We start from the raw sequence: 25,011 nt of genomic DNA, 5'->3' as shown, positions 1-25,011 counted from the left end.
CCCGTTAAAGATAACAATTCCGCCATTAACAATCCCGAATTGCTGGTGGTCCAGCTTTCGGGCGAAATTACATCACTGTGCCGGAATAACAAAGCTTGAGCATAAGCCTCGTCGGAACGGCAGTACCGTAGTGACACATTTAGGTGTTCGAAACAATTAATGCGGGTTTGCCGCAGCAGCGAAGTGTCGGCTTTTTAACAGTTTTTAAACCTGAGTTTCACGCTGAACGCCTTGTTTCGCATAAGTTTAACATAAATTAACCATAGCAGAAGATTTTCGCCCGCGTCACGCCGTAATTTAAGCTGATAGCACCGGCTTCAATGCGTAAATACGACACAGATGTGACACGAAACAGGAAACGGCGAGACAAAGGAATTTCAGATATGGCAGCCGTCAGTATTGCTTTCGAAGCTCCGGATAATTTTGGTGGTGCGCCGGCCGCCGCGACAAGACCAATCGATTTCGAACATCTCGCCCGCCAGACGATGGGCGACAAGGAACTTGAAATCGAGGTGCTGCAACTCTTCAGCCGTAACGCCCGTGCTGCCCTGCATGAAATGGCCGGCGCTGACGACAAGACCGTCAAGGCAACTGCTCATCGTCTGAAGGGGGCCGCGCAGGCGATAGGTGCCTCCACCGTTTCCACGGCGGCGGCGGCAGTGGAGGACAAGGGCAACGATAGCGCTGCTGTAGCCAGACTTGCGGCAGCGATTGTCGAAGCGGAAAATTTCATCCTCAAGCTCTGCCGTTAAGGCGAATCCAGTCTGTTTTACAGGGCCGGTTGCGCTTGGCGCCTGCGAGAAGCGGGTTGCCAAGGCGAACCGGCCTTTCTATGTGTTTGTTTAGAACAGTTCTTAGACACCATTTTGGATCTCCGGCATGACAAAACTGACCATTGTTGCCTTTGACGGCACGCCCCATGAACTCGACGTAAGCAACGGTTCCACCGTCATGGAGAATGCCGTGCGCAACTCCATACCCGGCATCGATGCGGAATGCGGCGGCGCCTGTGCCTGTGCGACCTGTCATGTCTATGTGGATGACGCATGGGCGGAGCGCGTCGGCGGACCCGAGCCGATGGAAGAGGACATGCTGGACTTCGCCTTCGAAGTACGCCCGACCTCGCGTCTTTCCTGTCAGATCAAGATGAAGGACGAGCTTGACGGCCTAGTCGTTCACGTTCCCGAACGTCAGGGCTGACGGCAAGCCGCATTATACGCCACAGAAAAAGCCCCGCTCACCTGTTAGCGGGGAGCGGGGCGAGGCGGGTACGCAGCATGCAAGCGAGGGAGGAAACACCTGCGAGCCTCAAGTGCGCACCGGGAGAACCGGAGGTGGTTTCGAACGCCGGACCCCTGCGGATCGCCACCGTTAAAAACCATGTGAACAAGCTACAATGAGTCTTGTCGACCGCACCATGACGAGAAGTCACGGGTGATATCGAACATGACGTAACGTCATGTTAGCGTTGCGTTTCGCGTCCGGGGGAGTATGGGCGGAAAGGCGGCTCAGCGCCGGTTCTGGCCCTGTTCGATCCGGTTCTTCAAAAGCCGGGTCATGCGCGCGTCGAAGTTTTTGGATTCCACGATATCGAACCGCAACTGATCCTTGTCGTGCTCGTCCATGACGGTCTGAGTGATCTTGCCGACCATTGCCTGTAGCGTTTCACAGTCTTTTTGCGGACGAAGCGCCGTCAGTTGCCTTTCGAGCGAGCGGGCATGGGTGCGGGCGATTTCCGCGTGCCGTTCCTCGTGGCGCTTGATATCTGCAAGCAACGTATCCCAGATGAAGGCCAGTTCCGCCGTGGTGCGGCGGCGGTTTTTCCATTGCGGCAGGAGAATACGGGTGTTCAGCAACACCTTGGTGCTTCCAACGCTGCACATGCCGTTTTTCTCGACATAGGTGAGTTCGCCGCCGAATTTGATCTCGGTGGCTCCGGGATGGCGTGCGCCGGTGTTGCGCGTCAGCGGGCCATGCTTGGAAAGCTGCTTGTCGAGGTCAGCGGCGGTTTTACCGCTGATCGAAAAATAGGAATAGGTCTTGCTGACGATGGTTTCGGAAAAGGCCGATCCGGGCATGGAAAGGGCTAATGCGCCAGCGAAAACGGCGCAAAGAGCACGTGAAGATATGGTCATAACCCGGCCTTCCGGTTGAACTTGAAAAACGTTTGCTGCATAGGCGGAGCGGAACTTATAAGAATTGGCATAACACTCCGTTATTCCCGAAAGGCGCGTGTTACGTGATAACAGCCGGCAGCAATGTGTGGCAAGCGGCCCATGGTCGCTCCCTGAAACTTGATGGACGTGGCCGTATTATGGCCATCGTCAATGCGACGCCCGATTCCTTTTCGGATGGCGGCCGTTATCTTGCCGTTGATGCGGCTTTTTCCCATGCCCTGACCTGTGTTGAGGAGGGGGCGGATATCATCGATATCGGCGGCGAATCCACCCGCCCGGGCGCGGCCGAGGTGACCGAGGGTGAGGAACAGGATCGCGTGCTGCCGGTTATCGAACGGGTTCGTCGCGAGACGGATGTTCTGATTTCCGTCGACACCTACCGCGCATCCACGGCAAGGCTGGCGATCGAGGCGGGCGCCCATATCGTCAACGATGTTTTCGGCCTGCAGAAGGACGGGAACATGGCGGGCGTGGTTGCCGCCACGCGCGCGGGTGTCTGCATCATGCATACCGGGCGCGACAGGCAGAAGCGCGCCGATGTTATCGAGGATCAGTTCGAATTCCTCAATCGTTCGCTTGAGATGGCGGAAGCTGCGGGAATTGCCCGCGACGCCATCGTGCTCGATCCCGGTTTCGGTTTTGCCAAGGACGAGCGTGAAAATGTCGAGCTGATGGCGCGCTTTGGCGAACTTGCCGCGTTTGACCTGCCTGTTCTGGCCGGGACGTCGCGCAAGCGGTTCATCGGGTCGCTGACGGGCAGGGATGCGGCCCACGAACGCGATATCGGAACAGCAGCGACGACAGTGATCCTCAGGCTGGCGGGTGCCGCGATTTTTCGCGCGCACAATGTCGCCGTAACACGCGATGCGCTGGCAATTGCCGACGCGGTTCTTGCCAAAGCGTCGGCAAGGCCCGATGCATAGATCAATAGATGCCGGAGTGCCGCATGCCTTAAAAGAGGCCGGCTATTCCGGTATAACCCCGCCATGGAGGCGATGCGATGAGCCGCTACACCATTATTCTGAAAAACTGTTCCTTTTTCGCCCGTCATGGCCTTCTCGAGCAGGAGGAGGTGCTGGGCCAGCGCTTTTTCGTCGATGCCGAGATGGAGGTTGAAGCGGGTAATGCGCTCGAAACCGACGATATCGAAAATACCGTCGATTATGGCGTCGCCTTCGCCGTTATCGAAAAGATCGTCGTCGGCCAGCGCCGTTACCTGATCGAGGCCCTCGCGAACGATATCGCCAAGGCCCTGCGCGCGCGTTATCCGCAGATTGTCTGGCTGCGTATCACGGTTCGCAAGCCCTCTGCGCCGGTTCCCGGCATTCTCGACTATGCGCAGGTGAGTGTTGAACACCGTGCCTGACAGGATGACAGTTGCCGCACTAGGCCTTGGCGGGAATATCGGTGACCCTGCCGCTGCAATGGCCAGAGCCTTGCGCGAACTGGATGCGCACGACGATTGCCGGGTGCTGTCTGTCTCCGGGCTTTATCGCACGCCGCCCTGGGGTAAGACGGACCAGGCGGATTTTTTCAATTGCTGTGCGCTGGTCGAAACCTCGCTTTCAGCACCCGCGCTGCTGCAATTGTGCCTCGATATCGAAAAGGGCATGAAACGTGTCAGAACGGAGCGCTGGGGGCCGCGCACCATCGATATCGACGTGCTGACCTATGGTAATGATGTTGTCGTTACGGAAAGTATTGAAGTGCCGCATCCGCGCATGACGGAGCGTGCTTTCGTGCTGATGCCGCTAGCCGATATCGCACCCGATCTCGAAGTCCGGGGCAAGCCCGTGCGGGAATGGCTTCGGCAGGCGGATAAAACCGGCATCATCAGCGCAAACGAAAAACGGGAGTGGTGGACACTCCCGCTTGGCGATGGCTGAAAAGGTCGCGGGTTTTACGGCTTGATCGAACCGACGGCGATCTGGTCGATGTCGCGCGCGAGTGTGACGCCGATAACCGGGATCATCTGGTCGGCGACCTTGACGGAAATGGTGATGTTCATCGAATTGTCGTTCGAGACGCGGGCGACCATGGCACCGTTGAGCTTGGCGCGATTGATGCCCACAACGACCTTGTCACCGCTGACCTGCCCGGAAATGATGTCCAGTCCCTTGCCTTCGGCGCCGTCGAGGAACTTGCCCTCGTAAGAGCCGCCCTTTTGGCTGATGACCGCGGACATGGGCTGGCTGAAGACGCCGACGCGGCAGGTGCCGGCGAGCTTGATGCCCGTTTGCTTGTCGTCGAGCGGCTCGCCCGTCAGGTCGCAGGTGAACTTGGTACCCTTGTACTTGCCAGCGACGATTTCGCCCGGACCTTTCCAGCTTCCCGCAACGGAACGGAAAAACACGTCGTCGCGATCGCGCGATGCGGCATGGACGTCAGACAGGCCGAAGCTGCCGCTGACGGACAATATGGCGGCAAGTCCGCCCACAAGCGAAAAGAAGCGCGAATACATGATACTTTCCCCGGCGAAGAAGCCTGTTCGATAAGCGGCAATCTACCGGCGGAATGGTTAATGCTTGGTTTATTTCGGCTTTATTTACAGCTTCGTCCGTAACCTTTTGAGCCGTACAAGTCCGGCTGATCAGGCTTTTTGACCGGTTTTTCCGCCACCAAGATCGGGCGTGAGGTCAGACATGAAATCACCTATGCCGGGTCGCTTTACCGCCTTGAAGGGTAGCGGGCGGCAGAGATCCATCGCCGCAATGCCGATTCGTGCCGTCATCAGACCGTTTATGACACCTTCACCCAGGCGTGCGGAGAGTTTTGAGGCAAGCCCGTGACCGAGAACCTGCTGGGCAAGCCCATCACCGACGGCGATCGAACCTGTGACCGCGAGATGGGCGACGACGTCACGCAAAAGCCTGAGCATGCCGAGCGTGCCCGGCCGGCCGCCGTAAAGTTCCGCCATGGCGCGCACCAGCCTTGTGACCTCGAACAGCACATAGGCGAGATCGACCACGGCGCGTGGGCTGACGGCGGTAACGACGGAGACGCGTTTGGAGGAGTTGAGGATCAGCGCGCGGGCCTGCCGGTCGAGCGGCACCAGCAATTCGCGTTCGGCAAGCTCAATCAGATGCGGCCCGTCGATCACGTCGTTTTCGGTGTCCTTGAGTGCGGCGCGCCCCTTGGCCGTTTCGGCGCGGTGGGAGAGAACTGCATTGAGGCGGGTAACGATGGCGCGGGCGGGTTTCGGGCTCTTGTCGAGGCTGGCCGTCTCCGCATCGGCTTTCAGCGATTGGACGGCGTTCAGCCGCATGATGCCGAACACTTCTCGTCCGACCAGAACGAGGACGGCAAAAAGCGCAACAAGGAGCGCAATGCTCGCCGTGTAACCCAGCCAGTCGGAGCGGGAAAAGAGATTGCGGATAAGCTGATCCGCCCAGAGCCCGAAGGCCAGCGAGAACAGCACGCCGAGTGCACCAAGCGCGAGCTTGCCGAAGGAGAAGCGGCTTTTCTTCGGCACGGCCACCGGCAATGCGGCGGCATCCGTCTCTTCAGGTGCTAAAAATGGATCATCCTCATCGGGCGTCAGGGAAATCTCGGTGTCGAAGCTGCGCGGTGCGCGTTTTTGCGCGACGGTTGGCCGTGCCGTTTCTTCGGTTTCGAGCGTGAAAGCCGCCGGGCGGCGTGCCTGCGGATCGTTTGGTGTGGGAGCCTTCATGCGAGCTTGTCTCCAAACAGGAACTGCATGGCGCGGTCGAGCCTTATGTGGGGAACGGAAAGCCGGATGCCGCCGCTGCCCGGTTCATCGATATTGGGGGGGCGGAAACGCACGACATTGACGTCCGGCAACGTCGCCTTGTCGCCATCCCTGTCGATGCTGCGGAAAAGCGGCTCCGGGTCTTCGGGCAGGTCGCCGGGAAAGATCGCCGTTTTACGGTTGCCGTCAAATATCTCGCCGTTGATGGTTTCACCCGCCATCGGCGTGCCGACGATGACCGGAAGCTCGTGACCGTCCTGTCTCACGCTTGCTTCCCGCGTAGCGCGCACGGAAGCCAGCGCCATGACCTCGATGCCGGCACCATTCATGCCGATGGTGGTGATGGCGCGGTCCACCAGACGGCGGGTTAGCCGTTCCAGCCGGTCGTGGCTTTCATGATGCAGGTGGTCGGCCTTGGTGGCGGCAATCAAAACCTTGTCGATGCGCCGGCCCAGCAGCGATGACAAAAGACTGTTGGTGCCAGGGCGGAAACAGGCGAGAACATCGCCCAGCGCCCGCTCCAGATCCTGCACCGCCTCCGGGCCGCGATTGACCGCCTGAAGAGTGTCGATCAGCACGATCTGCCGGTCGAGGCGGGCGAAATGTTCACGGAAGAAGGGTTTCACCACGATTGCCTTGTAGGCGTCGTAGCGCCGCTCCATCATGGCGCGCAGCGACCCCTTTGGTGCCTTGTCGTCTGTCAGGCCCGGCAGGGGCGCAAAGGTCAGCGCCGGTGATCCTTCCAGATCCCCCGGCATCAGCAGACGGCCCGGCGGCAAGGTGGAGAGCGACCGCTCGTCGGATTTGCAGGCCTTCAGATAGGCGGCGAAGCTTTCCGCGAGGCGTCGCGCCGTCATCTCGTCGGCGGGCGCATTGATGTCGAGCGAGGAGGCTATTGCCAACCATTCCTGCGCGAGTTCGGCGCGGATGCCATTTTGCGCCAGCGCGACGGTGCTGTCGCTGAAGCTCTTGTAGTCCTGCGAAAGCAGCGGCAGGTCGAGCAGCCATTCGCCGGGATAATCGACGATATCGATGGAGAGCTTGCCCGCGGAAAACCAACGGCCCCAACCGCTGGCGCTCTGGTAGTCGAGCGTGATCCGCAGTTCAGAGATTGCCCGTGTCGAGTCCGGCCAGAGCCTGTCGCGTACCAGAGCTTGAATATGGTCCTCATACTGAAACCGGGGAATGGCATCGTCCGGTTGCGGCTCCAGACGCACATTCGAGACGCGCCCGGAACGCATGGCCTCAAACAGCGGCAGACGACCGCCATTCAGAAGATTGTGGACGAGCGAGGAGATGAAAACCGTCTTGCCCGCCCGCGAAAGACCAGTGACGCCAAGCCGCAATGTCGGTTTTGTAAGGGTGCTCGCACGGTCGGCCAGATTGTCGAATGCAATGAGCGCACTGTCTGTCAGGGACGTAAGAGAAGGCGGCAATGGCAGTTTCCCAGCTATTTTTCACGGTCACAGCTGCAATATAGGAAGGGGCGGTTGCCCAAAAAAGAAGCGCGCCAATGGATTTTCAACGGGTCCGGCTTCGGCAACGCATTGGTCGCACGCTGCTGCTGCTATTTTCCGGGCGACAGAAAATCGACCAGTCGCCAGCGATTTTTACCATTCCCGGCACTGTCGTCGTGATCGAGAACCGCAAGACCCGATGTCGGAAAACCGGAGGGCAGGGCGGCATGCAGCAGGTCCTCGCCTATCATCGCCTCCAGCGTCGCCTCCATTGTGGGGTTGTGCCCGACCAGCATCACGGACTGTGCGTCCGTTTGCGCGGCGATGAGAGAAAGATAGGTTTCGCTGCGCGCATTGTACATTTCGTCGATATAGACGATGTCGATGCCCTCGTTGAAGGCCCGCTGCCAGGCCTGCGTGGTCTGCCGGCAGCGCGTGGCCGTGGAGGACAAGAGCACGTCCGGGCGGTAGCGCCGGTCGGCGGCAAGGTCGGCGATGATCTCCGCCTCGGCAAAACCGGCCTCGTTCAATCCCCGGTCGAAATCGCGTTCTCCCGGTGCCGCCCAGGCGGCCTTGGCGTGGCGCAAAAGATACACTCGGCTCGGAGAAGATGCTGTCAAGGGCGGGGACCGACGTTCGAATGGGAGGCAATGGAGGAATGCTACAGGATAGGGTTGCATGACCGCAAGTCCTCTTTCCTGTTGGTAAGTCGCGTTTAAGTGATTTAAGAAGAGATCGCTTGAATACGAATAAAGGATAAAAATTAGTCATTTAGATGATTTTTGTGTCAGTTTTAAAAATGCCTGAAAACTGATCTGTAGACTTGAATCAGCCTATATCATTGGAGTATACACCGCCGCATTGAGATGTTCTTCGAGGAGAATCGCGTTGAGTGAGAAGATCGATCTTAGCAAATATGTGCTCTCGGAAGACGACGAGTTCATGAATGCAAACCAGCGTGCCTACTTCCGCGCGAAGCTGGTGGCCTGGAGAAACGACATCCTGAGAGAAGCGCGCGAGACCCTCGGACATCTCGCCGAAGAAAGCGCCAACCATCCCGACCTAGCCGATCGGGCATCTTCGGAAACTGACCGGGCGATCGAACTTCGCGCCCGTGACCGCCAGCGCAAGTTGATCTCCAAGATCGACTCTGCCCTTCAGCGGATTGACGACGGCACTTACGGTTACTGTGAAGAAACGGGTGAGCCTATTGGCCTCAAGCGCCTCGACGCACGACCGATAGCGACCCTGTCCATCGAGGCGCAGGAACGTCACGAGCGTCGTGAAAAAGTCTACCGCGACGAATAAGGCGCAGCGTTGTTCCGGGCGCTTCGGCGAGTCGGCCAGCGAACAGAACCAAAATGACAAAGGGCACGGATTTATTTCCGCGCCCTTTTTTTGTTTTTAATCTCTGTCTGCCGACAGATGTGAACCTGTCAGCGGTCGCGGGTAACGGAAAGTTCGCCGAAAATACGCGCCATTTCCTTCTGCATGTCGCCATCCGGCGTTGCACCGGTAACAGGCGGCGAGACGGGTTCGGTTTTTGGCTTTTCCGCAGCAGCGGCGACTGCCTGTTCGCTATCGGCATCCTTGCTCTTGGCGATCTCCGCCTCAAGAAAGCTTTCGAAATCGCTGGCAAGGTCATCGGAAAATTTCGGCTCGGCGTTAGCGGAAACGACGGGCGGATTTTCAGGCTTTGGCGCAAAGGGCGCAGGCGCATCTTTCCCCGGTTTCAGGCCGGGTAGAACGCGCTCGCGCGCGGCATCCAGAAAATCTGCGGCATTCGTTTGGTCGATGACCGGTTCGCGCGCGGCAAAAACCGGCGGGGCAACGACCGTCGGCCGTTCTTCAGGAACCGTCGCCTGGACAGGAGGTGCGGGCGGCGCCGAGGGTAGAGGAGCCGGCGCGAAGGGATCAGGGCGACGCTGTTCCGGTCGCTCGGCGGGCATGTCGAGCGATGCGGCGGCGAGAGGTAGAACAGCGGCGGCCGGTGCCGCAATGACCGATGCCGGTGGTGGCGCGGGACGGGTAGTATCCCTTTCCGGGGCAGCTGTTCTTATCGGTGCAACGGGCTCGCGTGCCGTCATGGGCGTGGATACCGGTTGCGGCGGCGTAGACGGACGTGGTGGCAGCGATGCGGCCGGTGCAGGGGTGGGTGCTGCACGAGCAGCCGGGGCGGGCGGTTCCGGCCGCTGCGGCTGCTTTACGGGTTCTTCCGGCAAGGAGGCTGGAGATGCCGCTGCGATTGGCTGCTTTGGCAAAGCTGGGCGGCTTTCGCGAGGGATCGGCGGTTCAGCCCTTTTAGGTTCGCTGTCCTGACGCGGCAGCGCCTTGAGTTCCGCTTCCTGCGGTTCGCGCACTTCCCTGACGATTGGGATCGCGCCGATACCACTCTCGATGACGATATCGGTTGGACCGCCGATCATGACAAGATGCTCGACATTGTCGCGGCGCACCAGCACCAGACGGCGCCGGGCGTCCACCGCCGTCGCATCGAGAACCTGCAAGCGCGGCTGCCGGTTGCGACCGCCACGGATGAACGGGGCCGCCCCGCCGCGCCTGCGCAGTATCCAGAGAACAATTGCCAGAACAAGCAGGGCGAGACCGACACCGACGACGGCGACGATGAGATTGTTTCCATAGGTGCCGATAAAATCTTCCATCATGGAGATCATCCCTTCAGATTTTTTCGTGCAATTAATATTGCCGTGGTTCTTATAATGTGAACGTCAAGCAGGAAAAGACGATTTTTTTAAGCGTGATACAAGGTTTATTCATTTCGTCCCCAGGATCGCTTCATAGGATCGTCTCGTCAGCCGGCCGGGCGCCACCAAAGCGCCATATCTTTCCCTTCAATGCCGGGGAGCAATGAAGGTTGCAATTCTCTCTTCGAAGGAGCGATTGTAAATGCTTGCGAAATTGCTCGTTGACGGGTTTCCGGTAAGAGTTTTCATTTTTGTTGTTTTATTTGGATTGCCGGGATTTGTTTTTCCCGCTCAGGCCGCGACGGCGGATGACAAGGCGTCCGAAAATCCTGCGAACATGATCGAGTTCGTAAGAGACAATCCATCCTGTATCGATTTCACGGATGGATGCTCGGTTTGCACGGTTGCGGATGGCAATATCGTCTGCTCCGCGCCGCGCATTCAATGCCAGGTTAAAGCGCTGACCTGCACCGCAAAATAGGCTTCTGAGGCATTTGCGCCGCTTTAGGGCCGTTTCTCTGTGCGATTTTAAGCCTTTGTGGTGCAGCGGAGCTTTTTGACGGTCAAGCGAGTTGCTACAAGAAATTCTACTGCCCGATTCCGTTGAGGAAATAGGGCTGACCGAATGACGACCTGCAGGACTGCGAGGCCAAGATGACACGGGTGCGCGAGACAAGCGACAACGACCTTCCGCTGGTGGACAGGCGTGCCCGTTCCGGCACGGTTCTGCGGATTCTCCTGCTGGCGCTGGTGCTCATCGCCGCCGCCGCTGCTTTCGTCTATTTCAAGGATTCGCTGGAAAACGAAATCGTGCTCGGCATTCTCGGCGTGCTGGCGATGATGGGTATCTTTTTTCTGGTGTCGTCGATCATCGGTTTCATCGAGGTCATGCCGCAGTCGCAATCGGACGGGCTGGCCCGCCGTTTCCTGTCGGCACACCCAGACGGCACACTGATTACCGATGCCAAGGGGCATATGGTCTACGCCAACGCCACCTATTGCCGGATGAGCGGCACCACGAAGGCGAGCGATATCCAGAGCCTGGAGACGCTGCTCTCGCGCAGCCGGGAATCGACCGAAGCGCTCTATCGCCTCATCAATGTTTTGCGGGAGGGGCGTGACGGTTACGAGGAGTTCCGTCTGCTCAAGCCGCTCGGGGAGGCCACTTCCGGCGGGCCGCACTGGTACCGGCTGAAAGGTCGGGTGCTGAAGGATGCGGGAGGCGAGGCGCTGCACGTCTTCCAGATCGCCGACATCACGCCTGAGCGGGAAGATCAGGAACGCTTCTTCCGCGAATTGCAGAACGCCATCGACTATCTCGACCATGCGCCGGCCGGTTTCTTTTCCGCAGGTCGCAAGGGTGAGATCGTTTATCTGAACGCCACCCTGTCCGAATGGCTCGGCATCGATCTCGCGCAATTTTCGCCCGGTTCGATGACTGTGTCGGACATAGTCGCCGGCGAGGGTATGGCGCTGATCGAATCCGTCCATCCGCAGGGTTCAGCCAAGCGCACCGAGATTCTCGATCTCGACATGCGCCGGGTCAACGGCCAGAGCATGCCGGCCCGCCTCGTGCATCAGGTTACCTCGAAGGACGGCGCGCCCGGCGAAAGCCGGACAATTGTTCTGATGCGTCCGAAAGGGCAGGAGGATACGGAATCCTCGTCCGCCATGCGCTTCACGCGTTTCTTCAACAATACGCCGATGGCCATTGCCTCGCTCGACGGCGAAGGCCGCATTCTTCGTATCAACGCGCCATTCCTCAAGCTGTTCTCCGGCGTCGTCGGGCGTGACGATATTGATCGCGGCGTTGCCCTCGAAGCCATCATCCACGACAATGAGAAACCCAGGCTTGAGCAGGCGCTGGCCGAGGCGAAGGACCGGCAGGGCGATATCGCCCCGTTCGATTCCCGCCATCCGAGCGACGAGGGCCGCCATTTCCGTTTCTACGTCAATGCCGTCATCGATCAGGACGACGAGGCGCCCGAAGAGGTGGCAATCGTTTATGCGATCGAGGTGACGGAGCAGAAGGCGCTCGAAACCCAGATGGCGCAGACGCAGAAGATGAACGCCGTCGGCACGCTGGCAGGCGGCATCGCCCACGATTTCAACAATGTGCTGACTGCGATCCTGTTGTCATCAGACCATCTGCTGTTGCAGGCCCGGCCCGCAGACCCGAGCTTCGCCGACCTGATGGAGATCAAGCGCAACGCCAACCGCGCGGCGGTGCTGGTGCGACAGCTTCTCGCTTTCTCGCGCAAACAGACGATGCGCCCGGCGATCCTCAACCTGACCGACGTTATCGGCGACCTGCGCATGCTGGTAGACCGGTTGATTTCCGGCACCAATGTCAAGTTGGAAGTGGATTACGGCCGCGATCTCTGGCCGGTGAAGACCGACCTGTCGCAATTTGAGCAGGTGCTGATCAATCTTTGCGTCAACGCGCGCGATGCCATGCCCGATGGCGGCAAGATCACCATCCGCACCCGCAATGTGGATGCGGATGAAGCCGCAGCGCTCGGTCGACCGGAAGTCCCGGCGGAAGACATGGTCATGGTGGAAGTCGCCGATAACGGAACCGGCATTCCGCCGGAGATCATGGACAAGATCTTTGAGCCGTTCTTCACCACCAAGGATGTCGGCAAGGGCACCGGTCTCGGCCTGTCGATGGTCTATGGCATCGTCAAGCAGTCCGGCGGTTACATCTATCCCGAATCGGAAGTGGGCAAAGGCACTGCGTTCCGCATCTATTTGCCGCGCCACGTGGTGGAAGTGGTGCACGTTCCTGGCCAGCAGCCCGGTGAAGCGGCACTTGCCCCTGTGGCTCTGCCCGAACCGGTGAAGGAAGAGCCGCTGGATCTGACCGGCAACTCCGCCGTCGTGCTTCTGGTGGAGGACGAGGAGGCAGTGCGGCGCGGCGGCAAACGCATGCTGGAAACCCGTGGTTACACCGTTCATGAGGCGGGTTCGGGTGTCGAGGCGCTGGAGGTGATGGAAGAGCTGGAAGGCAAGGTCGATATCGTCGTGTCCGACGTCGTCATGCCGGAGATGGACGGTCCTTCACTCCTGAGGGAATTGCGCAAATCCTATCCCGATCTTAAATTCATCTTCGTTTCTGGTTATGCCGAGGACGCGTTTGCGAAAAACCTTCCGGCGGATGCCAAGTTCGGCTTCCTGCCAAAACCCTTCTCGCTGAAACAGCTGGCGATCGCCGTTCGCGAAATGCTCGACAACAAGGAATGACGGCGGATGGCGCGGGCGTGAGATTAGGTCCGCTGTTGCTCGCGATTCCCTTGCAGGCGCTTGGCGTCAAGGCTGAAACCACGTCAGGAAAGGTGGATAGCACCGCGCTTTCCCGCAGTGCTATGGCAAGCCCCCTATTTTTCCCAAGGTTTGCCTCTTCGCAAACGCAATAGTGATTGCACCGTTTCACAGGGGGCTTAAAATCCGATCTTAACGACCTAGATATGTAGAGGCGAAGTTCTCCCTCCTGGTGATGACTGCCGGTTTGAGAACGGTTTGGAGAATGATGAAAGATGATCGCTGAGCCGATCTACATGCAGGGCGAGGGCGACGGGGAAGACGGCGGTACGAACCGCGGAACGTCCGTTATAACCCGCGTCAAGCCAAAGACGAAAAGACCGAATTTGTACCGTGTTCTTTTACTGAATGACGATTACACTCCAATGGAGTTCGTCATTCATATTCTGGAGCGTTTTTTCCAGAAGGATCGCGAAGCGGCGACCCGCATCATGCTGCACGTGCACCAGCACGGCGTAGGAGAATGTGGGGTGTTTACATATGAGGTCGCAGAGACGAAAGTAAGCCAGGTCATGGATTTCGCCCGACAGCACCAGCATCCGCTGCAATGCGTCATGGAAAAGAAATGAGGATCGCAACGTGCCAACTTTTTCCCCAAGTCTCGAGAAGGCGCTGCACCAGGCACTGACCTTTGCAAATGAGCGTCACCACGAATATGCGACGCTGGAACATCTCCTTCTGGCGCTGATCGACGACGCGGATGCCGCTGCCGTGATGGGCGCCTGTAATGTCGATCTCGATGCGCTGCGCAAGACTGTCAGCGATTACGTCGACAACGAACTGACCAACCTCGTGACCGGTTATGACGAGGATTCCAAGCCCACATCCGGCTTCCAGCGGGTTATCCAGCGGGCTGTCATTCATGTTCAGTCGTCCGGTCGCGAGGAAGTGACCGGAGCGAACGTGCTTGTGGCCATTTTCGCCGAGCGCGAAAGCCACGCTGCCTATTTCCTGCAGGAGCAGGAAATGACCCGTTACGATGCGGTCAATTATATCTCCCACGGCATCGGCAAGCGTCCGGGCACGTCGCAGACCCGCGCTCCGCGTGGCGCAGACGAGCCGGAGGCCGACCCCAAGGCTGCACGCAGCAATCCCGAGGAAGAAGGCTCATCCGCCAAGAAACAGCAGGATGCGCTGAAGGCCTATTGCGTCAACCTCAATGAAAAGGCGAAAAACGGCAAGATCGACCCGTTGATCGGCCGTCATGAGGAAGTCAACCGCACCATCCAGATCCTCTGCCGCCGCTCCAAGAACAACCCGCTGTATGTGGGCGATCCGGGCGTGGGCAAGACGGCGATCGCCGAAGGTTTGGCCAAGCGTATCGTTGAAGGCAAGGTGCCTGAAGCGCTGGCCAATGACACGATCTTCTCGCTCGACATGGGCACGCTTCTGGCCGGAACCCGCTATCGTGGTGATTTCGAGGAACGCCTGAAGCAGGTCGTCAAGGAGCTCGAGGAATATCCCGGCGCAGTCCTGTTTATCGACGAAATCCACACCGTCATCGGTGCGGGTGCGACGTCTGGCGGCGCAATGGATGCATCGAACCTATTGAAGCCGGCGCTCTCGTCAGGCGCGATCCGCTGCATCGGTTCGACCACCTACAAGGAATATCGCCAGTTCTTCGAGAAGGACCGGGCGCTGGTGCGTCGCTTCCAGAAGATCGACGTCAACGAGCCGTCGATCGACGATGCTATCGCGATCATGAAAGGCCTGAAGCCCTACTTCGAGGATTATCATCACCTCAGATATTCCAACGAAGCGATCAAGGCTGCGGTCGAATTGTCGGCCCGCTACATTTCCGACCGCAAGCTGCCGGACAAGGCGATCGACGTAATCGACGAGACCGGTGCGGCGCAGATGTTGCTGCCGGCGTCCAAGCGCCGCAAGCTGATCACGGAACGCGAAATCGAAGCAACCATCGCGACGATGGCCCGCATTCCGCCGAAGACCGTTTCCAAGGATGACGAGATGGTTCTCGCCAACCTCGAAAAGGAACTGCGCTCGGTCGTTTATGGTCAGGACATCGCCATCGAGGCGCTGGCCACCGCCATCAAGCTGGCACGCGCCGGTCTGCGCGAACCGAACAAGCCGATCGGCTCATATGTCTTCTCCGGCCCGACCGGCGTGGGCAAGACCGAAGTGGCCAAGCAGCTCGCCGCCTCGCTTGGTGTCGAGATGCTGCGGTTCGACATGTCGGAATATATGGAGCGCCATACCGTCTCGCGTCTGCTCGGTGCACCTCCCGGTTATGTCGGCTTCGACCAGGGCGGTCTCTTGACCGATGGCGTCGATCAGCATCCGCATTCCGTGGTGTTGCTGGACGAGATCGAGAAGGCTCATCCGGATATCTACAACATCCTGTTGCAGGTAATGGACCATGGCTCGCTGACCGACCATAACGGCAAGAAGATCGACTTCCGCAACGTCATCCTCATCATGACGACCAATGCGGGCGCTTCCGAAATGGCGAAATCGGCCATCGGTTTCGGTTCTTCGCGACGCACGGGCGAGGATGAAGAGGCGATCAATCGCCTGTTTACACCGGAATTCCGCAACCGTCTGGATGCGATCATTCCGTTCTCGCCGCTGCCGACTGCCGTTATCCACAAGGTGGTACAGAAGTTCGTCATGCAGCTCGAGACCCAGCTCTCCGAGCGGAATGTCACCTTCGATCTGCACGAAGACGCGATCTCCTGGCTGGCGGAAAAGGGTTACGACGAGAAGATGGGCGCTCGCCCGCTGTCGCGCGTGATCCAGGAACACATCAAGAAGCCGCTCGCCAACGAAATCCTCTTTGGCAAGCTCAAGAAGGGCGGTGTCGTCAGCGTCACCGTCGGCAAGAAGGACGATGGTTCCGACGGCCTCAAGCTCGAGGTTCTGCCGGAAACAGCGCCGGTAAAGCCGAAGCCGGAAGCAGAGCTCAATGCTGCCAAGTCTCCGGGCAAGGCGTCTAAGGCCAAGGCGAAGCCCGCCTCGAAGGCAGCGATTGCCAATGAGGAAGCGGATGTTCTGGTTGCCGAGGCGAGCAAGCCCGACGAGGAGAGCAAGCCGCGCCGCAAGGCGAATACGGTGCCGAAGGTGCCGAAGAAGAAATGATAACGGTCTTCCGACCGACAAACGGTGCCGGGCGAAAGCCCGGCATTTTCATGCCTGAAGCGCGTCGCATTTTACCGGATTCGTGAAGCGCGCTTTATTTTTCTCATCATTCCGAAACCGCTGCGCACTTTCGGACGACATGCATTAGTGGACCAGCAATGCAATCAGCAGACAGCAATACCATCCCCCTGCGCGGCTGGTTTTTCAGGGGAATGCGGGGCATATTCTCGCTGCCCTCGCTTATTCTCATGACATCCTTCGTCGGTTTCAGCGCCTTCGCGCTGGAGTCGGGCGTTCAACGTGGCGAAGCGGTGTTTATGACGCTGGTTATCTGGGCTTTGCCGGCGAAGATGATCCTGATCGGCTCGATGGTCGGCGGCGCCAATCTTGCCGCGTGTTTTCTGGCGGTGACGCTGTCATCGGTGCGAATGATGCCCATGGTTGCCTCCATCGTTCCGGAGATGCGTGGCGCAAAAACGCCGACATGGATTTTGTTGTTCCTCTCCCACTTCGTGGCGATCACCGCCTGGGTCTTCGCCACGCAAAACCTTTCCAAAATACCGCGCGAAGCACGGGCTGCGTGGTTTGCCGGTTTCGGCATTACCCTTACCGTCGTCAACGCTATCATTGTCGGCCTTTGTTACGGCGTCGTCGCGGCTTTTCCACCGCTTGTCGCAGGCGTGCTGTTTTTTCTGACGCCTGTCTATTTCATAGCGTCGATCTGGGCGACCGCCCGCCATTCCGTCGTCAAGGTCGCCTTCATTATCGGTGTGATCGCGGGGCCGGTCTTTGCGGTAATCGCGCCGGAATTCGACATACTCTATGCCGGGATCGGTGGCGGCACGGTGGCTTATCTGATCGACCGTTTCGTCTTTCGTCGAAAGATCATTCCCGTCTCACCGGAGAGCGAACCATGATGACCGAACAGTGGTGGGCGCCCTATCTCTTCATCGCCATTGCCGGCTGGCTGGCGACCGATCTCTGGCGCTGGCTCGGCGTGCTCGCCGGCAACCGGCTGAAAGAGGATTCCGAGGCGCTATACTGGGTGAGGGCAGTCGCCACCGCGCTCGTGATGGCCGTCACCGCCAAGCTGATCGTCTTTCCAACCGGAACGCTTGAAGCTTCACCGCTATGGCTACGCATCGGCGCGGCAGCACTCGGTTTCACAGCGTTCCTGGCCGCCGGCCAACGCGTCATTGTCGGCGTAGCGGTTCCTATCCTGCTTCTCGCTGGCGGGTTGTTTGTGCTTGGCTTTTAGTACTCGTCTTATCCTAATATTAAGGCCAATGACCTAGATTTCCGCTGAATGGGTCTGGGGTAAATTCTATGAAGTTATTTATAGCAGAACGTTTTGTACTGAATGTAATTTTTATATTATTTATTGTCGATGTTGCATTGATTGTGACGAAGGGCATTGAGGTTGACTATACCGGATATTCTCTGTGCCTGGTGGCGGGTACCGGGGTTTTTCTTCTTGGCCAGTTCTACCGGATAAGCGAGCGTGATCTTCGCATAGCGGCTGCACTTGTTTCCGCTGGGCTGTTCATCCTTTTTTCGCTGGCGGGCTCTGTGTTTAACTACATGTTCCTGCCGGTTCAGTTTCCGGCGATCGATCCCCTGTTGTTGAGCGTGGATGCCGCGCTCGGCTATAACTGGCGGGATGTTGTCATCTGGGCTGCTACCCAACCGTGGATCGGCAAAACCTTGTTTTTTGTCTATGCGACGTCGCTGCCGCAACTGCTGTTGATCGTCATCATGCTGGGTTTTACCGGCAAGGATCGGATGCTGCACCATTTTCTGGTAACGGGGGTGCTTGGCGCTCTCGCCAGCATCGTCTTTTGGATATTTTTTCCAACCTACGGCGCTAAAGCCTATCTGGATCTGCCGCAATGGGTCACCGAGACAATTCCAATGGCGGTCGATCCTGCCTATGGACAGGAACTGATGCGATTGGGGCAGGAAGGCGTAAGCTATCTCACCCCTAAAAACGTGTTGGGATTGATCGGTTTCCCGTCGTTTCACATCTTCATGGCGGCGATGTCCGTCTGGTTCGTTCCGCGTCACTGGCTGGTGATGGCGGTGATTTTGCCGCTAAATCTTTTGATGCTGCCTGCCGTTCTCGTTCAGGGCGGACATCATCTCTCGGATATTTTTGGCGGCCTCTTCGCTTTTGTTATCGTTTGCGCAGCCTCGAGCCGTCTGCTCAACTGGCTGTCGGCAAAGGAACGGGCCGGCAAGGCGGCAGCAGTTCCTGCCCAAGTCTTCGCCGCGGAATAATCGCCCCGGTTTTCGTACTCGCGCGCCTCCGCAACAAGCCGGTCCGACAGAAGCCGGGGCGATGTGGTCATCTCGTGGAGGCATCGCTACTGTGGCTGCACATCGGAGCGGCGACATTCGGTTTCATCGCATTCCTGGCGACCGGCAATCGCTTTATCGCCGGCGTGGCCGCGCCGATCTGGCTCCCGGCCGGTGGGTTGTGTATAATACTTTCCTTATATGAATATTAAGCTAAATACCCTACTGTCCCGTCGATTGGAACCGGGGCGGCTATTCCATGCGAATCTTTGCGGCAGAGCGTTTTGTACTTGGCTTTATCACCATCTTATTCGTTATCGATACGGTACTGATCGCTGTCAAAGGCATCGGGGTTGACTACGCCGGATATTTATTATGCGGATCGATGGGCGCCGGCGTTTTTATTCTCGGTCAGTTCTATCGCAAAAGCGGGCGTGATCTTCGCATAGCTGCCGCGCTAATCGCAGGCGGACTGTTCATTCTTTTTACGCTTGTCGCGTCCGTCTTTAACTACATGTTCCTGCCTGTCGCGTTCCCAGCAATCGATCATGTGCTTTTCCGTGTGGATGCAGCCTTCGGTTATAGTTGGATGGGCATCGTCACTTGGGCGGCGACACATCCGTGGATCGGAACGATCCTGTTTTTCGTTTATGCGACGTCGTTGCCGCAGCTTCTGGTGATCGTTATTACGCTTGGTTTTACAGGCAAGGAGCGGATGTTGCACCACTTCCTTGTGACGGGAGTGCTGGGCGCTTTTGCAAGTATAATCTTCTGGATATTTTTCCCGTCATTTGGACCATCCGCCTATGTGCAACTGCCGCAATGGGTTTCTCAGACCATCCCCTTGGCTGTTGATAATGCGTACGGGCAGGAGTTGAACCGCCTGATAACGGAAGGGGTTGTTCACCTTTCGCCCAAAAACGTGCTGGGGCTAATCGGTTTCCCTTCGTTTCATATCTTAATGGCGGCGATGTCCGTCTGGTTCGTTCCACGTCACTGGTTGGTGATGGCGGTGATCTTGCCGATCAATATCTTGATGTTGCCCGCTGTTCTCGTTCAAGGCGGTCATCATCTGTCTGATATTTTCGGCGGTCTCGTCGCGTTTGCAATCGTCTGTGCAGCTTCAGCCTGGCTGCTCAAGTGGCTTTCGGTAAGGGAAAGAAACGGAGAGAAGGCTCGCGCTTCGACTCAAGTCGTCGCGGCGGAGTAATCGCCCCGGTTTCCGCTCTCGCGCGCCTCATCGACAAGCCAGTCCGACAGGAGTCGGGCCGATGCGGTCATCTCTTCTGCTTCAATCAACCAGTAATATTTGTCCGCATCGGCCGCCCGATCGAAAAGCACGGTCAATTGACCGTCGGCGATTTCGTCGCGAAGAAGCGCTGTCGGGCAAAGGCCGATGCCGTGTCCCGCCTTGAGAGCGGTCACGAGCAGATTGAAGTCGGCAAAGATTGGGCCAGTGCCCTGGAACAGGGATAGGCCAGCAGTCGCCAGCCAGTCCCGCCATGCCGTCTCGGTGGCGTCATGCAGCAATTCAGCCCGCCGCAGGCTTGAGACATCGTCGAACGGACCGGACTTCGTGGCGTAAGCGGGTGCGCATGTCGGGCGCGTCTCGGCACTGAAAAGCGCCACGGCTTTGTGCGCAGGGCGTGGGCCGTGGGTGATGCTGAGATCGGGCTGCGTGGTCTCATTCCTGCCGGAATAGCTGATTGACACCTGTATGTCTGGATAGAGCGCGCGGAAACGGGGCAGGCGGGGTGTAAGAAAATGCGCAACTACTGAAGGCAGGCTCGCCAGACGAACGGTGATGCGGTTTCGGCCCCGGCTGATCCGTTCCGCACCGGAAGCGATCTGCCCCAAGCCGGCCGAAACCGTCATGCCGAATTCCTGACCCGCCGGCGTCAGTCTCACGCCTCTCGCATGGCGCTCGAAAAGCGGCGCGCCGAGCCATGTTTCCAGATTGCGCACATGCTGGCTTACGGCCGTCGCCGTCATGCCGAGTTCCTGCGCGGCCAGGGAAAAACTTGTCCTTCTGGCCGCAGCTTCAAACGCGCGGAGGGTGGCGAGCGGTGGCAGTTTCATGATGCTGCGAGGCTAAGTCAGACTTGGTCTGAGCGCAAGAAAAACCCGTCTTGTCATCACGCCATTCATGCCGCAATTTCGCGTCACATTTTCATCCATCCGAGGATTTCATGACCCCCGTGTCCGCCGCCGAACCCATTGATGCCGCCGCGCGCCGCGCCGTCCGTCCCGTCGTCGTTTATCCGAACGGCACACTTCAGACACCGGACCTTGCGCGTCTTGAACAGGCTAAAAAAGCCATGGTGAAGATAGACGAAGTCATCGTGCCACCGCGCGAGGGCGGCACTTTAAATGTTCCGAAGGGACACTTTTTCCGCATCGTCAGCACCAAAGGCCCGCAGGTGGGGGATTTGAATCTCTGGAATGCCCATGATCTGACGGAGCGCTTTTTCAGCGGCAAAACCCGCGCCCTGCATGCGACCCATGTTTCCGTAGGCAACCGGCTGTGGAGCAATCTGCCGTCCCTGCGACCGATGGCGACCATCACCCATGATACTTTGTCATGGTATGGCTGGGATGAAGATGGCGGTGGCGTGCATGATGTGATCGGCACCCGGTGCGATCCCTACACCAACAAGTTGTTGAGCGGCGGCGACTATCACCATTGCTGCCATTCGAACCTCACCAATGCCCTCGCCGCGGCCAAAGGCCTGTCATTCGGCGAGGCGGAACCGCATGTACACGATGTTCTGAACGTCTTCATGTGCACGGGTTTCACCCGCGATACGCATCAGTATTTCATGAAGGCAAGCCCGGTGCGGCCGGGCGACTATCTGGAACTCTTCGCGGAAATTGATCTCATCGGCGCGCTCTCCGCTTGCCCCGGCGGCGATTGTGGTGCCAGCCATTCGAGCGACGCGGTCCCGTGCTATCCCCTGAAGGTGGAGATATTCCGGCCGGATATGGCGGTGCTTGAAGGCTGGCCCTGGCCGGAGAGGAATGCCTACCGTCCCGTGGAATGATGATAAACACCACGGTCGTCATGCCGGACTAGATCAGGCAACCAGCCAAGGCGCGTCTGCGCGGAGAGGAATATCGCGCGATCAAGGACTGGATCGCGCCACACCCCGGATAAGCTCCGGGGTGACGGTGTGCGGATGCCGCCATTCTGCCAAACGCGTGGGCGTCTTGGCAAACATCACGAGGCAAGCGCTGCCTTTATCTTTTCCGCATGGGCCTTCAGCACTTCGCCATCGGCGATAGCGCCGGAATGCGGCTTCAGCGGTTCGCCTTCCTTGCGCGGAATGACGTGGAAATGCAGGTGAAACACGGTCTGGCCAGCCGCCGGTTCGTTGAACTGGGCGACAAAGACGCCATCAGCGTCGAAGGCTTCCTTTGCTGCGACTGCCAGTTTCTGCACCACGGCAATGGTCTTTGCCAGCACCTGCGGGTCAGCATCGAGCAGATTGCGCGAGCCGGTTTTCGGAACGACCAGAAGATGGCCGGGTGCCTGCGGCATCACATCCATGAAAGCCAGCGTATGCTCGTCTTCATAGAGCTTGTGGCTCGGAATTTCGCCGCGCAGGATTTTCGCGAAGATATTGTTGTCATCATAGGCGCTGGCGGTCATCGGTGGTCTCTCCTCGTAACGGACTAAAGCATGTCGCCTAAAAGCGTGTAGCGGTTTTGCGATAACGACATGCGACGAAACAAAGGCATAAAGCGTCGGCAGCGAATCTGAAAGATCGCGACAGCTTTATGCATCCGGCTCGTGTTCCTGTCGCTCACCCTTGCGGAAGGGCGTGTGGTCTTCCAGATAGTCGCCAATATGTTCGACCTCTTCACGCTCGCGCTGAAGATAATCGGCAATCGCGCGGCGCAGACCCGGATGAACGATGAAATGCGCTGAATGGGTGGTGACGGGCACGTAACCGCGCGCCAGCTTGTGCTCACCCTGCGCACCCGCCTCCACCCGCTTCAAACCCTTCGACAGCGCGAAATCGATCGCCTGATGGTAACAGACCTCGAAATGCAGGAAGGGATGATCCTCGATACAGCCCCAGTGTCGGCCGTAAAGCGCATCCGAGCCAATGAAATTGATTGCACCGGCGATATAGCGTCCCTCGCGTCTGGCCATGACCAGCAGAACGTCATCAGGCATGCGCTCGCCGATCAGCGAATAGAATTCCCGCGTCAGATAGGGCCGTCCCCATTTGCGGCTGCCGGTATCCATGTAGAAGGCGAAGAACTGGTCCCAGATCTCCTCTGTCAGGTCGCTTCCGGTCAACCAGTCGATCTCGATGCCGTTTTCCAGCGCTGCCCGACGTTCCTTTTTCAGCCCCTTGCGCTTGCGCGATGAAAGGGCATCAAGAAAATCGTTGTGGTCGCGATAGCCGTCATTGATGAAGTGGAACTGCTGATCGGTCCTGTGCAGGAAGTCCCGGGGCAGAAGCGCGGATAGGTCGGCGTCTTCCAGAAACGTGACATGCGCGGAAGAAACGCCGATCTTTTCCGTCACCTGGACAAGGCCGGATGCCAGAAGCGGTTTGAAGCGCGTGTCGTCTTCGGTTTCGGATACCAGCAGCCGCGGCCCGCTCGCCGGCGTAAACGGCACCGAACATTGCAGCTTCGGATAATAATGGCCGCCGGCTCGCTCAAAGGCATCCGCCCAGCCATGGTCGAAGACATATTCGCCCTTGCTGTGGTTCTTCAGATAGGCCGGAACGGCTCCGACAAGTTCGCCCGACCCGTTTTCGAGAAGCAGATGGTGCCCAAGCCATCCGGTCTTGGCAGTGGCCGATCCGGAATCTTCCATCGAGGATAGAAATGCGTGGGAAATGAAAGGATTGTACGGTTTCCCTGACACATTGCGTGATGTTCCGGAAAGCCGTTTCCAGCTGTCCGGATCGATATCTCTCAGAGATTGCGCAACGCGTATGGAATAGTCTTCTGTCATGCCGTGGCGGAGGGGTTCTCTCTCGGGTCGAAACCTTCGAATGTCATCTGGTCCGCATATTTATAGGTAGTCTCGCGCGCATTTTCATCCCTGACAGTCCAGGTAATCACGGGAAGCCCAAGTTTTCTTTGCGCCTCGATGAAACTGTTGGGCAAATGACCCCAATGATAGGAGATGAAATCAACACCGATCTGCATCGCCTCGTCGTGTTTGAAGAAGTCTTCCGGCTTGGCGCCTTCGGCGGTAAGGCCGAGCGGCCAGGGCGAGCCTGCAGCCTTCAGGTCTCTGAGGAGGTGATGGTCGAAGCTCATCAGAGCCACCTGGCCCTTGTAGCCCTCGAGATCTTCCAGCACCGCTTCGGCAAACCCGTCATCGACGCCTTCGCCCTGACGTCCTTTCAGTTCGATCACCAGCGGCACCTTGCCGGCGCATAGCGTCAGAAGCTGTTTCAGCGTCGGTATGCGGTCCTTGGTCTGACCGACCGAAAGCAGAGACAATTCACTGGCGGTATGTTCGCGCACGTCGCCCTTGATACCCGTCAGCCGGGCCATGTCGTCGTCGTGAAAAATCACCGGCACGCTATCGGCGGCCAGCTGCACGTCGCATTCGATGGCAAAACCAGCGTCGATGGCGCGCGAAAATGCGGATAGCGTGTTTTCCCAGACCACCTTGTTCAGATCATGATAACCGCGATGGGCGACGGGCTGGGCGGTAAGCCAGGAAAGTTTAAGGGTCATACGTCGATTTCCACGATCGCGTCGATCTCGACGGCGGCATTGAAGGGCAGGCAGGCCATGCCGACGGCGGCGCGGGCGTGCTTGCCGGCATCACCCAGAACGTTGGCGAGGAGATTGGAGGCGCCGTTAATGACGAGATGCTGTTCAACGAACTCCGGAACCGAGGCAACGAAGCCGTTCAGCTTGAGGATACGACGGATTTTAGAGAGGTCGCCGTTCAAGGCAGCCTTGACTTGTGCGAGAATGTTGACGGCGCACAATTCGGCGGCGCGCTGGGCGGTTGCAACGTCAACATCGCGGCCAACGAGGCCCGTCACCGCAATCTTGCCTGATTCCATCGGCAGTTGACCCGATACATAAAGAAGATTGCCGCTGATGGTGAACGGAACGTAGTTTGCGGCGGGTGCTGCCGCTACGGGAAGAGTAAAGCCCAGTTCCTTGAGGCGGCCTTCGATGACATCAGACATTTTCGTCTCCGGTTTTGTTGTAAATCCTTCAAGAATCCGGCATTCAGAAGATGTTGATCCAAAAGCCGGGCG

Annotated in this window: 25 protein-coding genes; 14 read left to right on the top strand and 11 right to left on the bottom strand. The window is 58.3% G+C overall.

Going from position 1 to position 25,011, the window contains the following annotated elements:
- Window positions 1-383: 383 nt before the first annotated feature.
- Complete coding sequence (locus tag ACQZ63_RS00540) at window positions 384-752, top strand: Hpt domain-containing protein (RefSeq protein WP_025593316.1); 369 nt, start codon at window positions 384-386, stop codon at window positions 750-752.
- A 127-nt stretch (window positions 753-879) separates the two neighbouring features.
- Window positions 880-1,200, top strand: coding sequence for a 2Fe-2S iron-sulfur cluster-binding protein (locus ACQZ63_RS00535; RefSeq protein WP_003512782.1), 321 nt, complete (start codon window positions 880-882; stop codon window positions 1,198-1,200).
- A 308-nt stretch (window positions 1,201-1,508) separates the two neighbouring features.
- Here the strand turns inward: ACQZ63_RS00535 and ACQZ63_RS00530 are convergent, their stop codons facing one another.
- On the bottom strand, window positions 1,509-2,135 hold the full coding sequence (locus ACQZ63_RS00530) for a DUF922 domain-containing Zn-dependent protease (RefSeq protein WP_003512784.1): 627 nt from the start codon (window positions 2,133-2,135) through the stop codon (window positions 1,509-1,511).
- A gap of 179 nt (window positions 2,136-2,314) precedes the next feature.
- Here ACQZ63_RS00530 and folP point away from each other — a divergent pair, with 179 nt between their 5' ends.
- The 3 genes from folP (at window position 2,315) to folK (ending at window position 4,063) form a co-directional block, all read left to right on the top strand.
- A complete protein-coding gene (gene folP, locus ACQZ63_RS00525; protein ID WP_113555845.1) occupies window positions 2,315-3,100 on the top strand; it encodes a dihydropteroate synthase in 786 nt (261 codons plus the stop codon).
- 77 nt (window positions 3,101-3,177) lie between these two features.
- On the top strand, window positions 3,178-3,543 hold the full coding sequence (gene folB, locus ACQZ63_RS00520; RefSeq protein WP_013636000.1) for a dihydroneopterin aldolase: 366 nt from the start codon (window positions 3,178-3,180) through the stop codon (window positions 3,541-3,543).
- A gap of 4 nt (window positions 3,544-3,547) precedes the next feature.
- Window positions 3,548-4,063 carry a 2-amino-4-hydroxy-6-hydroxymethyldihydropteridine diphosphokinase gene (gene folK / locus ACQZ63_RS00515; RefSeq protein ID WP_113555844.1) on the top strand — a complete coding sequence of 172 codons (516 nt, stop codon included), beginning with the start codon at window positions 3,548-3,550 and terminating at the stop codon, window positions 4,061-4,063.
- Between the two features lie 14 nt (window positions 4,064-4,077).
- Here the strand turns inward: folK and ACQZ63_RS00510 are convergent, their stop codons facing one another.
- The 4 genes from ACQZ63_RS00510 to ACQZ63_RS00495 form a co-directional block, all read right to left on the bottom strand.
- Window positions 4,078-4,638 (bottom strand): hypothetical protein, encoded by a 561-nt coding sequence (locus tag ACQZ63_RS00510; protein ID WP_003512790.1) that lies wholly within the window; start codon window positions 4,636-4,638, stop codon window positions 4,078-4,080.
- A 129-nt stretch (window positions 4,639-4,767) separates the two neighbouring features.
- Window positions 4,768-5,847 carry a YcjF family protein gene (locus tag ACQZ63_RS00505; RefSeq protein WP_025593323.1) on the bottom strand — a complete coding sequence of 360 codons (1,080 nt, stop codon included), beginning with the start codon at window positions 5,845-5,847 and terminating at the stop codon, window positions 4,768-4,770.
- Entirely contained in the window at window positions 5,844-7,322 is a 1,479-nt protein-coding gene (locus ACQZ63_RS00500; protein WP_113555843.1) for a YcjX family GTP-binding protein, read from the bottom strand. Before ACQZ63_RS00500 ends, ACQZ63_RS00505 begins: the two co-directional genes overlap by 4 nt.
- 131 nt (window positions 7,323-7,453) lie before the next feature.
- Window positions 7,454-7,963, bottom strand: a complete 510-nt coding sequence (locus ACQZ63_RS00495) for a SixA phosphatase family protein (RefSeq protein WP_035198195.1) — start codon at window positions 7,961-7,963, stop codon at window positions 7,454-7,456.
- Window positions 7,964-8,231: 268 nt separating this feature from the next.
- Here ACQZ63_RS00495 and dksA point away from each other — a divergent pair, with 268 nt between their 5' ends.
- On the top strand, window positions 8,232-8,651 hold the full coding sequence (gene dksA, locus ACQZ63_RS00490) for an RNA polymerase-binding protein DksA (RefSeq protein WP_003512796.1): 420 nt from the start codon (window positions 8,232-8,234) through the stop codon (window positions 8,649-8,651).
- Window positions 8,652-8,779: 128 nt separating this feature from the next.
- Here dksA and ACQZ63_RS00485 read toward each other — a convergent pair whose 3' ends face one another.
- Window positions 8,780-10,018: a flagellar biosynthetic protein FliO gene (locus tag ACQZ63_RS00485; RefSeq protein WP_162763619.1), complete on the bottom strand. Its 1,239-nt coding sequence runs from the start codon at window positions 10,016-10,018 to the stop codon at window positions 8,780-8,782.
- Window positions 10,019-10,702: 684 nt separating this feature from the next.
- Between ACQZ63_RS00485 and cckA the strand changes: the two genes are divergently transcribed.
- The 7 genes from cckA to ACQZ63_RS00450 all read left to right on the top strand — a co-directional run bounded on the left by cckA (window position 10,703) and on the right by ACQZ63_RS00450 (window position 19,970).
- Window positions 10,703-13,291, top strand: a complete 2,589-nt coding sequence (gene cckA, locus ACQZ63_RS00480; RefSeq protein ID WP_003512808.1) for a cell cycle histidine kinase CckA — start codon at window positions 10,703-10,705, stop codon at window positions 13,289-13,291.
- A gap of 293 nt (window positions 13,292-13,584) precedes the next feature.
- Window positions 13,585-13,938, top strand: coding sequence for an ATP-dependent Clp protease adapter ClpS (gene clpS / locus ACQZ63_RS00475; RefSeq protein ID WP_003512812.1), 354 nt, complete (start codon window positions 13,585-13,587; stop codon window positions 13,936-13,938).
- 10 nt (window positions 13,939-13,948) lie between these two features.
- Window positions 13,949-16,465 (top strand): ATP-dependent Clp protease ATP-binding subunit ClpA, encoded by a 2,517-nt coding sequence (gene clpA, locus ACQZ63_RS00470; RefSeq protein ID WP_013636010.1) that lies wholly within the window; start codon window positions 13,949-13,951, stop codon window positions 16,463-16,465.
- 158 nt (window positions 16,466-16,623) lie between these two features.
- Complete coding sequence (locus ACQZ63_RS00465) at window positions 16,624-17,382, top strand: AzlC family ABC transporter permease (protein ID WP_080798668.1); 759 nt, start codon at window positions 16,624-16,626, stop codon at window positions 17,380-17,382.
- Window positions 17,379-17,723 carry an AzlD domain-containing protein gene (locus ACQZ63_RS00460; protein WP_065657956.1) on the top strand — a complete coding sequence of 115 codons (345 nt, stop codon included), beginning with the start codon at window positions 17,379-17,381 and terminating at the stop codon, window positions 17,721-17,723. The genes ACQZ63_RS00465 and ACQZ63_RS00460 overlap by 4 nt, the downstream gene beginning before the upstream one ends.
- A gap of 68 nt (window positions 17,724-17,791) precedes the next feature.
- Window positions 17,792-18,742 (top strand): phosphatase PAP2 family protein, encoded by a 951-nt coding sequence (locus ACQZ63_RS00455; RefSeq protein WP_113555840.1) that lies wholly within the window; start codon window positions 17,792-17,794, stop codon window positions 18,740-18,742.
- Between the two features lie 277 nt (window positions 18,743-19,019).
- Complete coding sequence (locus ACQZ63_RS00450) at window positions 19,020-19,970, top strand: phosphatase PAP2 family protein (RefSeq protein ID WP_113555839.1); 951 nt, start codon at window positions 19,020-19,022, stop codon at window positions 19,968-19,970.
- On the opposite strand, the gene ACQZ63_RS00445 is transcribed toward ACQZ63_RS00450, so the two are convergent.
- Entirely contained in the window at window positions 19,949-20,839 is an 891-nt protein-coding gene (locus tag ACQZ63_RS00445) for a LysR family transcriptional regulator (protein ID WP_111783105.1), read from the bottom strand. The two genes, ACQZ63_RS00450 and ACQZ63_RS00445, sit on opposite strands and share 22 nt — an antisense overlap.
- A gap of 110 nt (window positions 20,840-20,949) precedes the next feature.
- Between ACQZ63_RS00445 and ACQZ63_RS00440 the strand changes: the two genes are divergently transcribed.
- Window positions 20,950-21,801: an urea carboxylase-associated family protein gene (locus ACQZ63_RS00440; protein ID WP_448799050.1), complete on the top strand. Its 852-nt coding sequence runs from the start codon at window positions 20,950-20,952 to the stop codon at window positions 21,799-21,801.
- Window positions 21,802-21,977: 176 nt separating this feature from the next.
- Here ACQZ63_RS00440 and ACQZ63_RS00435 read toward each other — a convergent pair whose 3' ends face one another.
- The 4 genes from ACQZ63_RS00435 to ACQZ63_RS00420 all read right to left on the bottom strand — a co-directional run bounded on the left by ACQZ63_RS00435 (window position 21,978) and on the right by ACQZ63_RS00420 (window position 24,939).
- Window positions 21,978-22,409, bottom strand: a complete 432-nt coding sequence (locus ACQZ63_RS00435) for an HIT family protein (RefSeq protein ID WP_113555838.1) — start codon at window positions 22,407-22,409, stop codon at window positions 21,978-21,980.
- Between the two features lie 126 nt (window positions 22,410-22,535).
- Window positions 22,536-23,735: a GNAT family N-acetyltransferase gene (locus ACQZ63_RS00430; RefSeq protein WP_080798651.1), complete on the bottom strand. Its 1,200-nt coding sequence runs from the start codon at window positions 23,733-23,735 to the stop codon at window positions 22,536-22,538.
- Window positions 23,732-24,472, bottom strand: coding sequence for a glycerophosphodiester phosphodiesterase (locus tag ACQZ63_RS00425; protein ID WP_097171864.1), 741 nt, complete (start codon window positions 24,470-24,472; stop codon window positions 23,732-23,734). The genes ACQZ63_RS00430 and ACQZ63_RS00425 overlap by 4 nt, the downstream gene beginning before the upstream one ends.
- Window positions 24,469-24,939, bottom strand: coding sequence for a RidA family protein (locus ACQZ63_RS00420; protein ID WP_003512829.1), 471 nt, complete (start codon window positions 24,937-24,939; stop codon window positions 24,469-24,471). Before ACQZ63_RS00420 ends, ACQZ63_RS00425 begins: the two co-directional genes overlap by 4 nt.
- Between the last annotated feature and the right edge of the window lie 72 nt (window positions 24,940-25,011).

Source organism: Agrobacterium sp. CG160-95 (assembly GCF_053521725.1).
This window is presented reverse-complemented; position numbering and strand designations above follow the sequence as displayed.

Coding starts and splice junctions, on each gene's coding strand:
- ACQZ63_RS00540 (WP_025593316.1), top strand. CDS start 384: ATGGCAGCCGTCAGTATTGCTTTCGAAGCTCCGGATAATTTTGGTGGT.
- ACQZ63_RS00535 (WP_003512782.1), top strand. CDS start 880: ATGACAAAACTGACCATTGTTGCCTTTGACGGCACGCCCCATGAACTC.
- ACQZ63_RS00530 (WP_003512784.1), bottom strand. CDS start 2,135: ATGACCATATCTTCACGTGCTCTTTGCGCCGTTTTCGCTGGCGCATTA.
- folP (WP_113555845.1), top strand. CDS start 2,315: ATGGCCATCGTCAATGCGACGCCCGATTCCTTTTCGGATGGCGGCCGT.
- folB (WP_013636000.1), top strand. CDS start 3,178: ATGAGCCGCTACACCATTATTCTGAAAAACTGTTCCTTTTTCGCCCGT.
- folK (WP_113555844.1), top strand. CDS start 3,548: ATGACAGTTGCCGCACTAGGCCTTGGCGGGAATATCGGTGACCCTGCC.
- ACQZ63_RS00510 (WP_003512790.1), bottom strand. CDS start 4,638: ATGTATTCGCGCTTCTTTTCGCTTGTGGGCGGACTTGCCGCCATATTG.
- ACQZ63_RS00505 (WP_025593323.1), bottom strand. CDS start 5,847: ATGAAGGCTCCCACACCAAACGATCCGCAGGCACGCCGCCCGGCGGCT.
- ACQZ63_RS00485 (WP_162763619.1), bottom strand. CDS start 10,018: ATGATCTCCATGATGGAAGATTTTATCGGCACCTATGGAAACAATCTC.
- cckA (WP_003512808.1), top strand. CDS start 10,703: ATGACACGGGTGCGCGAGACAAGCGACAACGACCTTCCGCTGGTGGAC.
- clpS (WP_003512812.1), top strand. CDS start 13,585: ATGATCGCTGAGCCGATCTACATGCAGGGCGAGGGCGACGGGGAAGAC.
- ACQZ63_RS00465 (WP_080798668.1), top strand. CDS start 16,624: ATGCAATCAGCAGACAGCAATACCATCCCCCTGCGCGGCTGGTTTTTC.
- ACQZ63_RS00460 (WP_065657956.1), top strand. CDS start 17,379: ATGATGACCGAACAGTGGTGGGCGCCCTATCTCTTCATCGCCATTGCC.
- ACQZ63_RS00455 (WP_113555840.1), top strand. CDS start 17,792: ATGAAGTTATTTATAGCAGAACGTTTTGTACTGAATGTAATTTTTATA.
- ACQZ63_RS00450 (WP_113555839.1), top strand. CDS start 19,020: ATGCGAATCTTTGCGGCAGAGCGTTTTGTACTTGGCTTTATCACCATC.
- ACQZ63_RS00445 (WP_111783105.1), bottom strand. CDS start 20,839: ATGAAACTGCCACCGCTCGCCACCCTCCGCGCGTTTGAAGCTGCGGCC.
- ACQZ63_RS00440 (WP_448799050.1), top strand. CDS start 20,950: ATGACCCCCGTGTCCGCCGCCGAACCCATTGATGCCGCCGCGCGCCGC.
- ACQZ63_RS00435 (WP_113555838.1), bottom strand. CDS start 22,409: ATGACCGCCAGCGCCTATGATGACAACAATATCTTCGCGAAAATCCTG.
- ACQZ63_RS00430 (WP_080798651.1), bottom strand. CDS start 23,735: ATGACAGAAGACTATTCCATACGCGTTGCGCAATCTCTGAGAGATATC.
- ACQZ63_RS00425 (WP_097171864.1), bottom strand. CDS start 24,472: ATGACCCTTAAACTTTCCTGGCTTACCGCCCAGCCCGTCGCCCATCGC.
- ACQZ63_RS00420 (WP_003512829.1), bottom strand. CDS start 24,939: ATGTCTGATGTCATCGAAGGCCGCCTCAAGGAACTGGGCTTTACTCTT.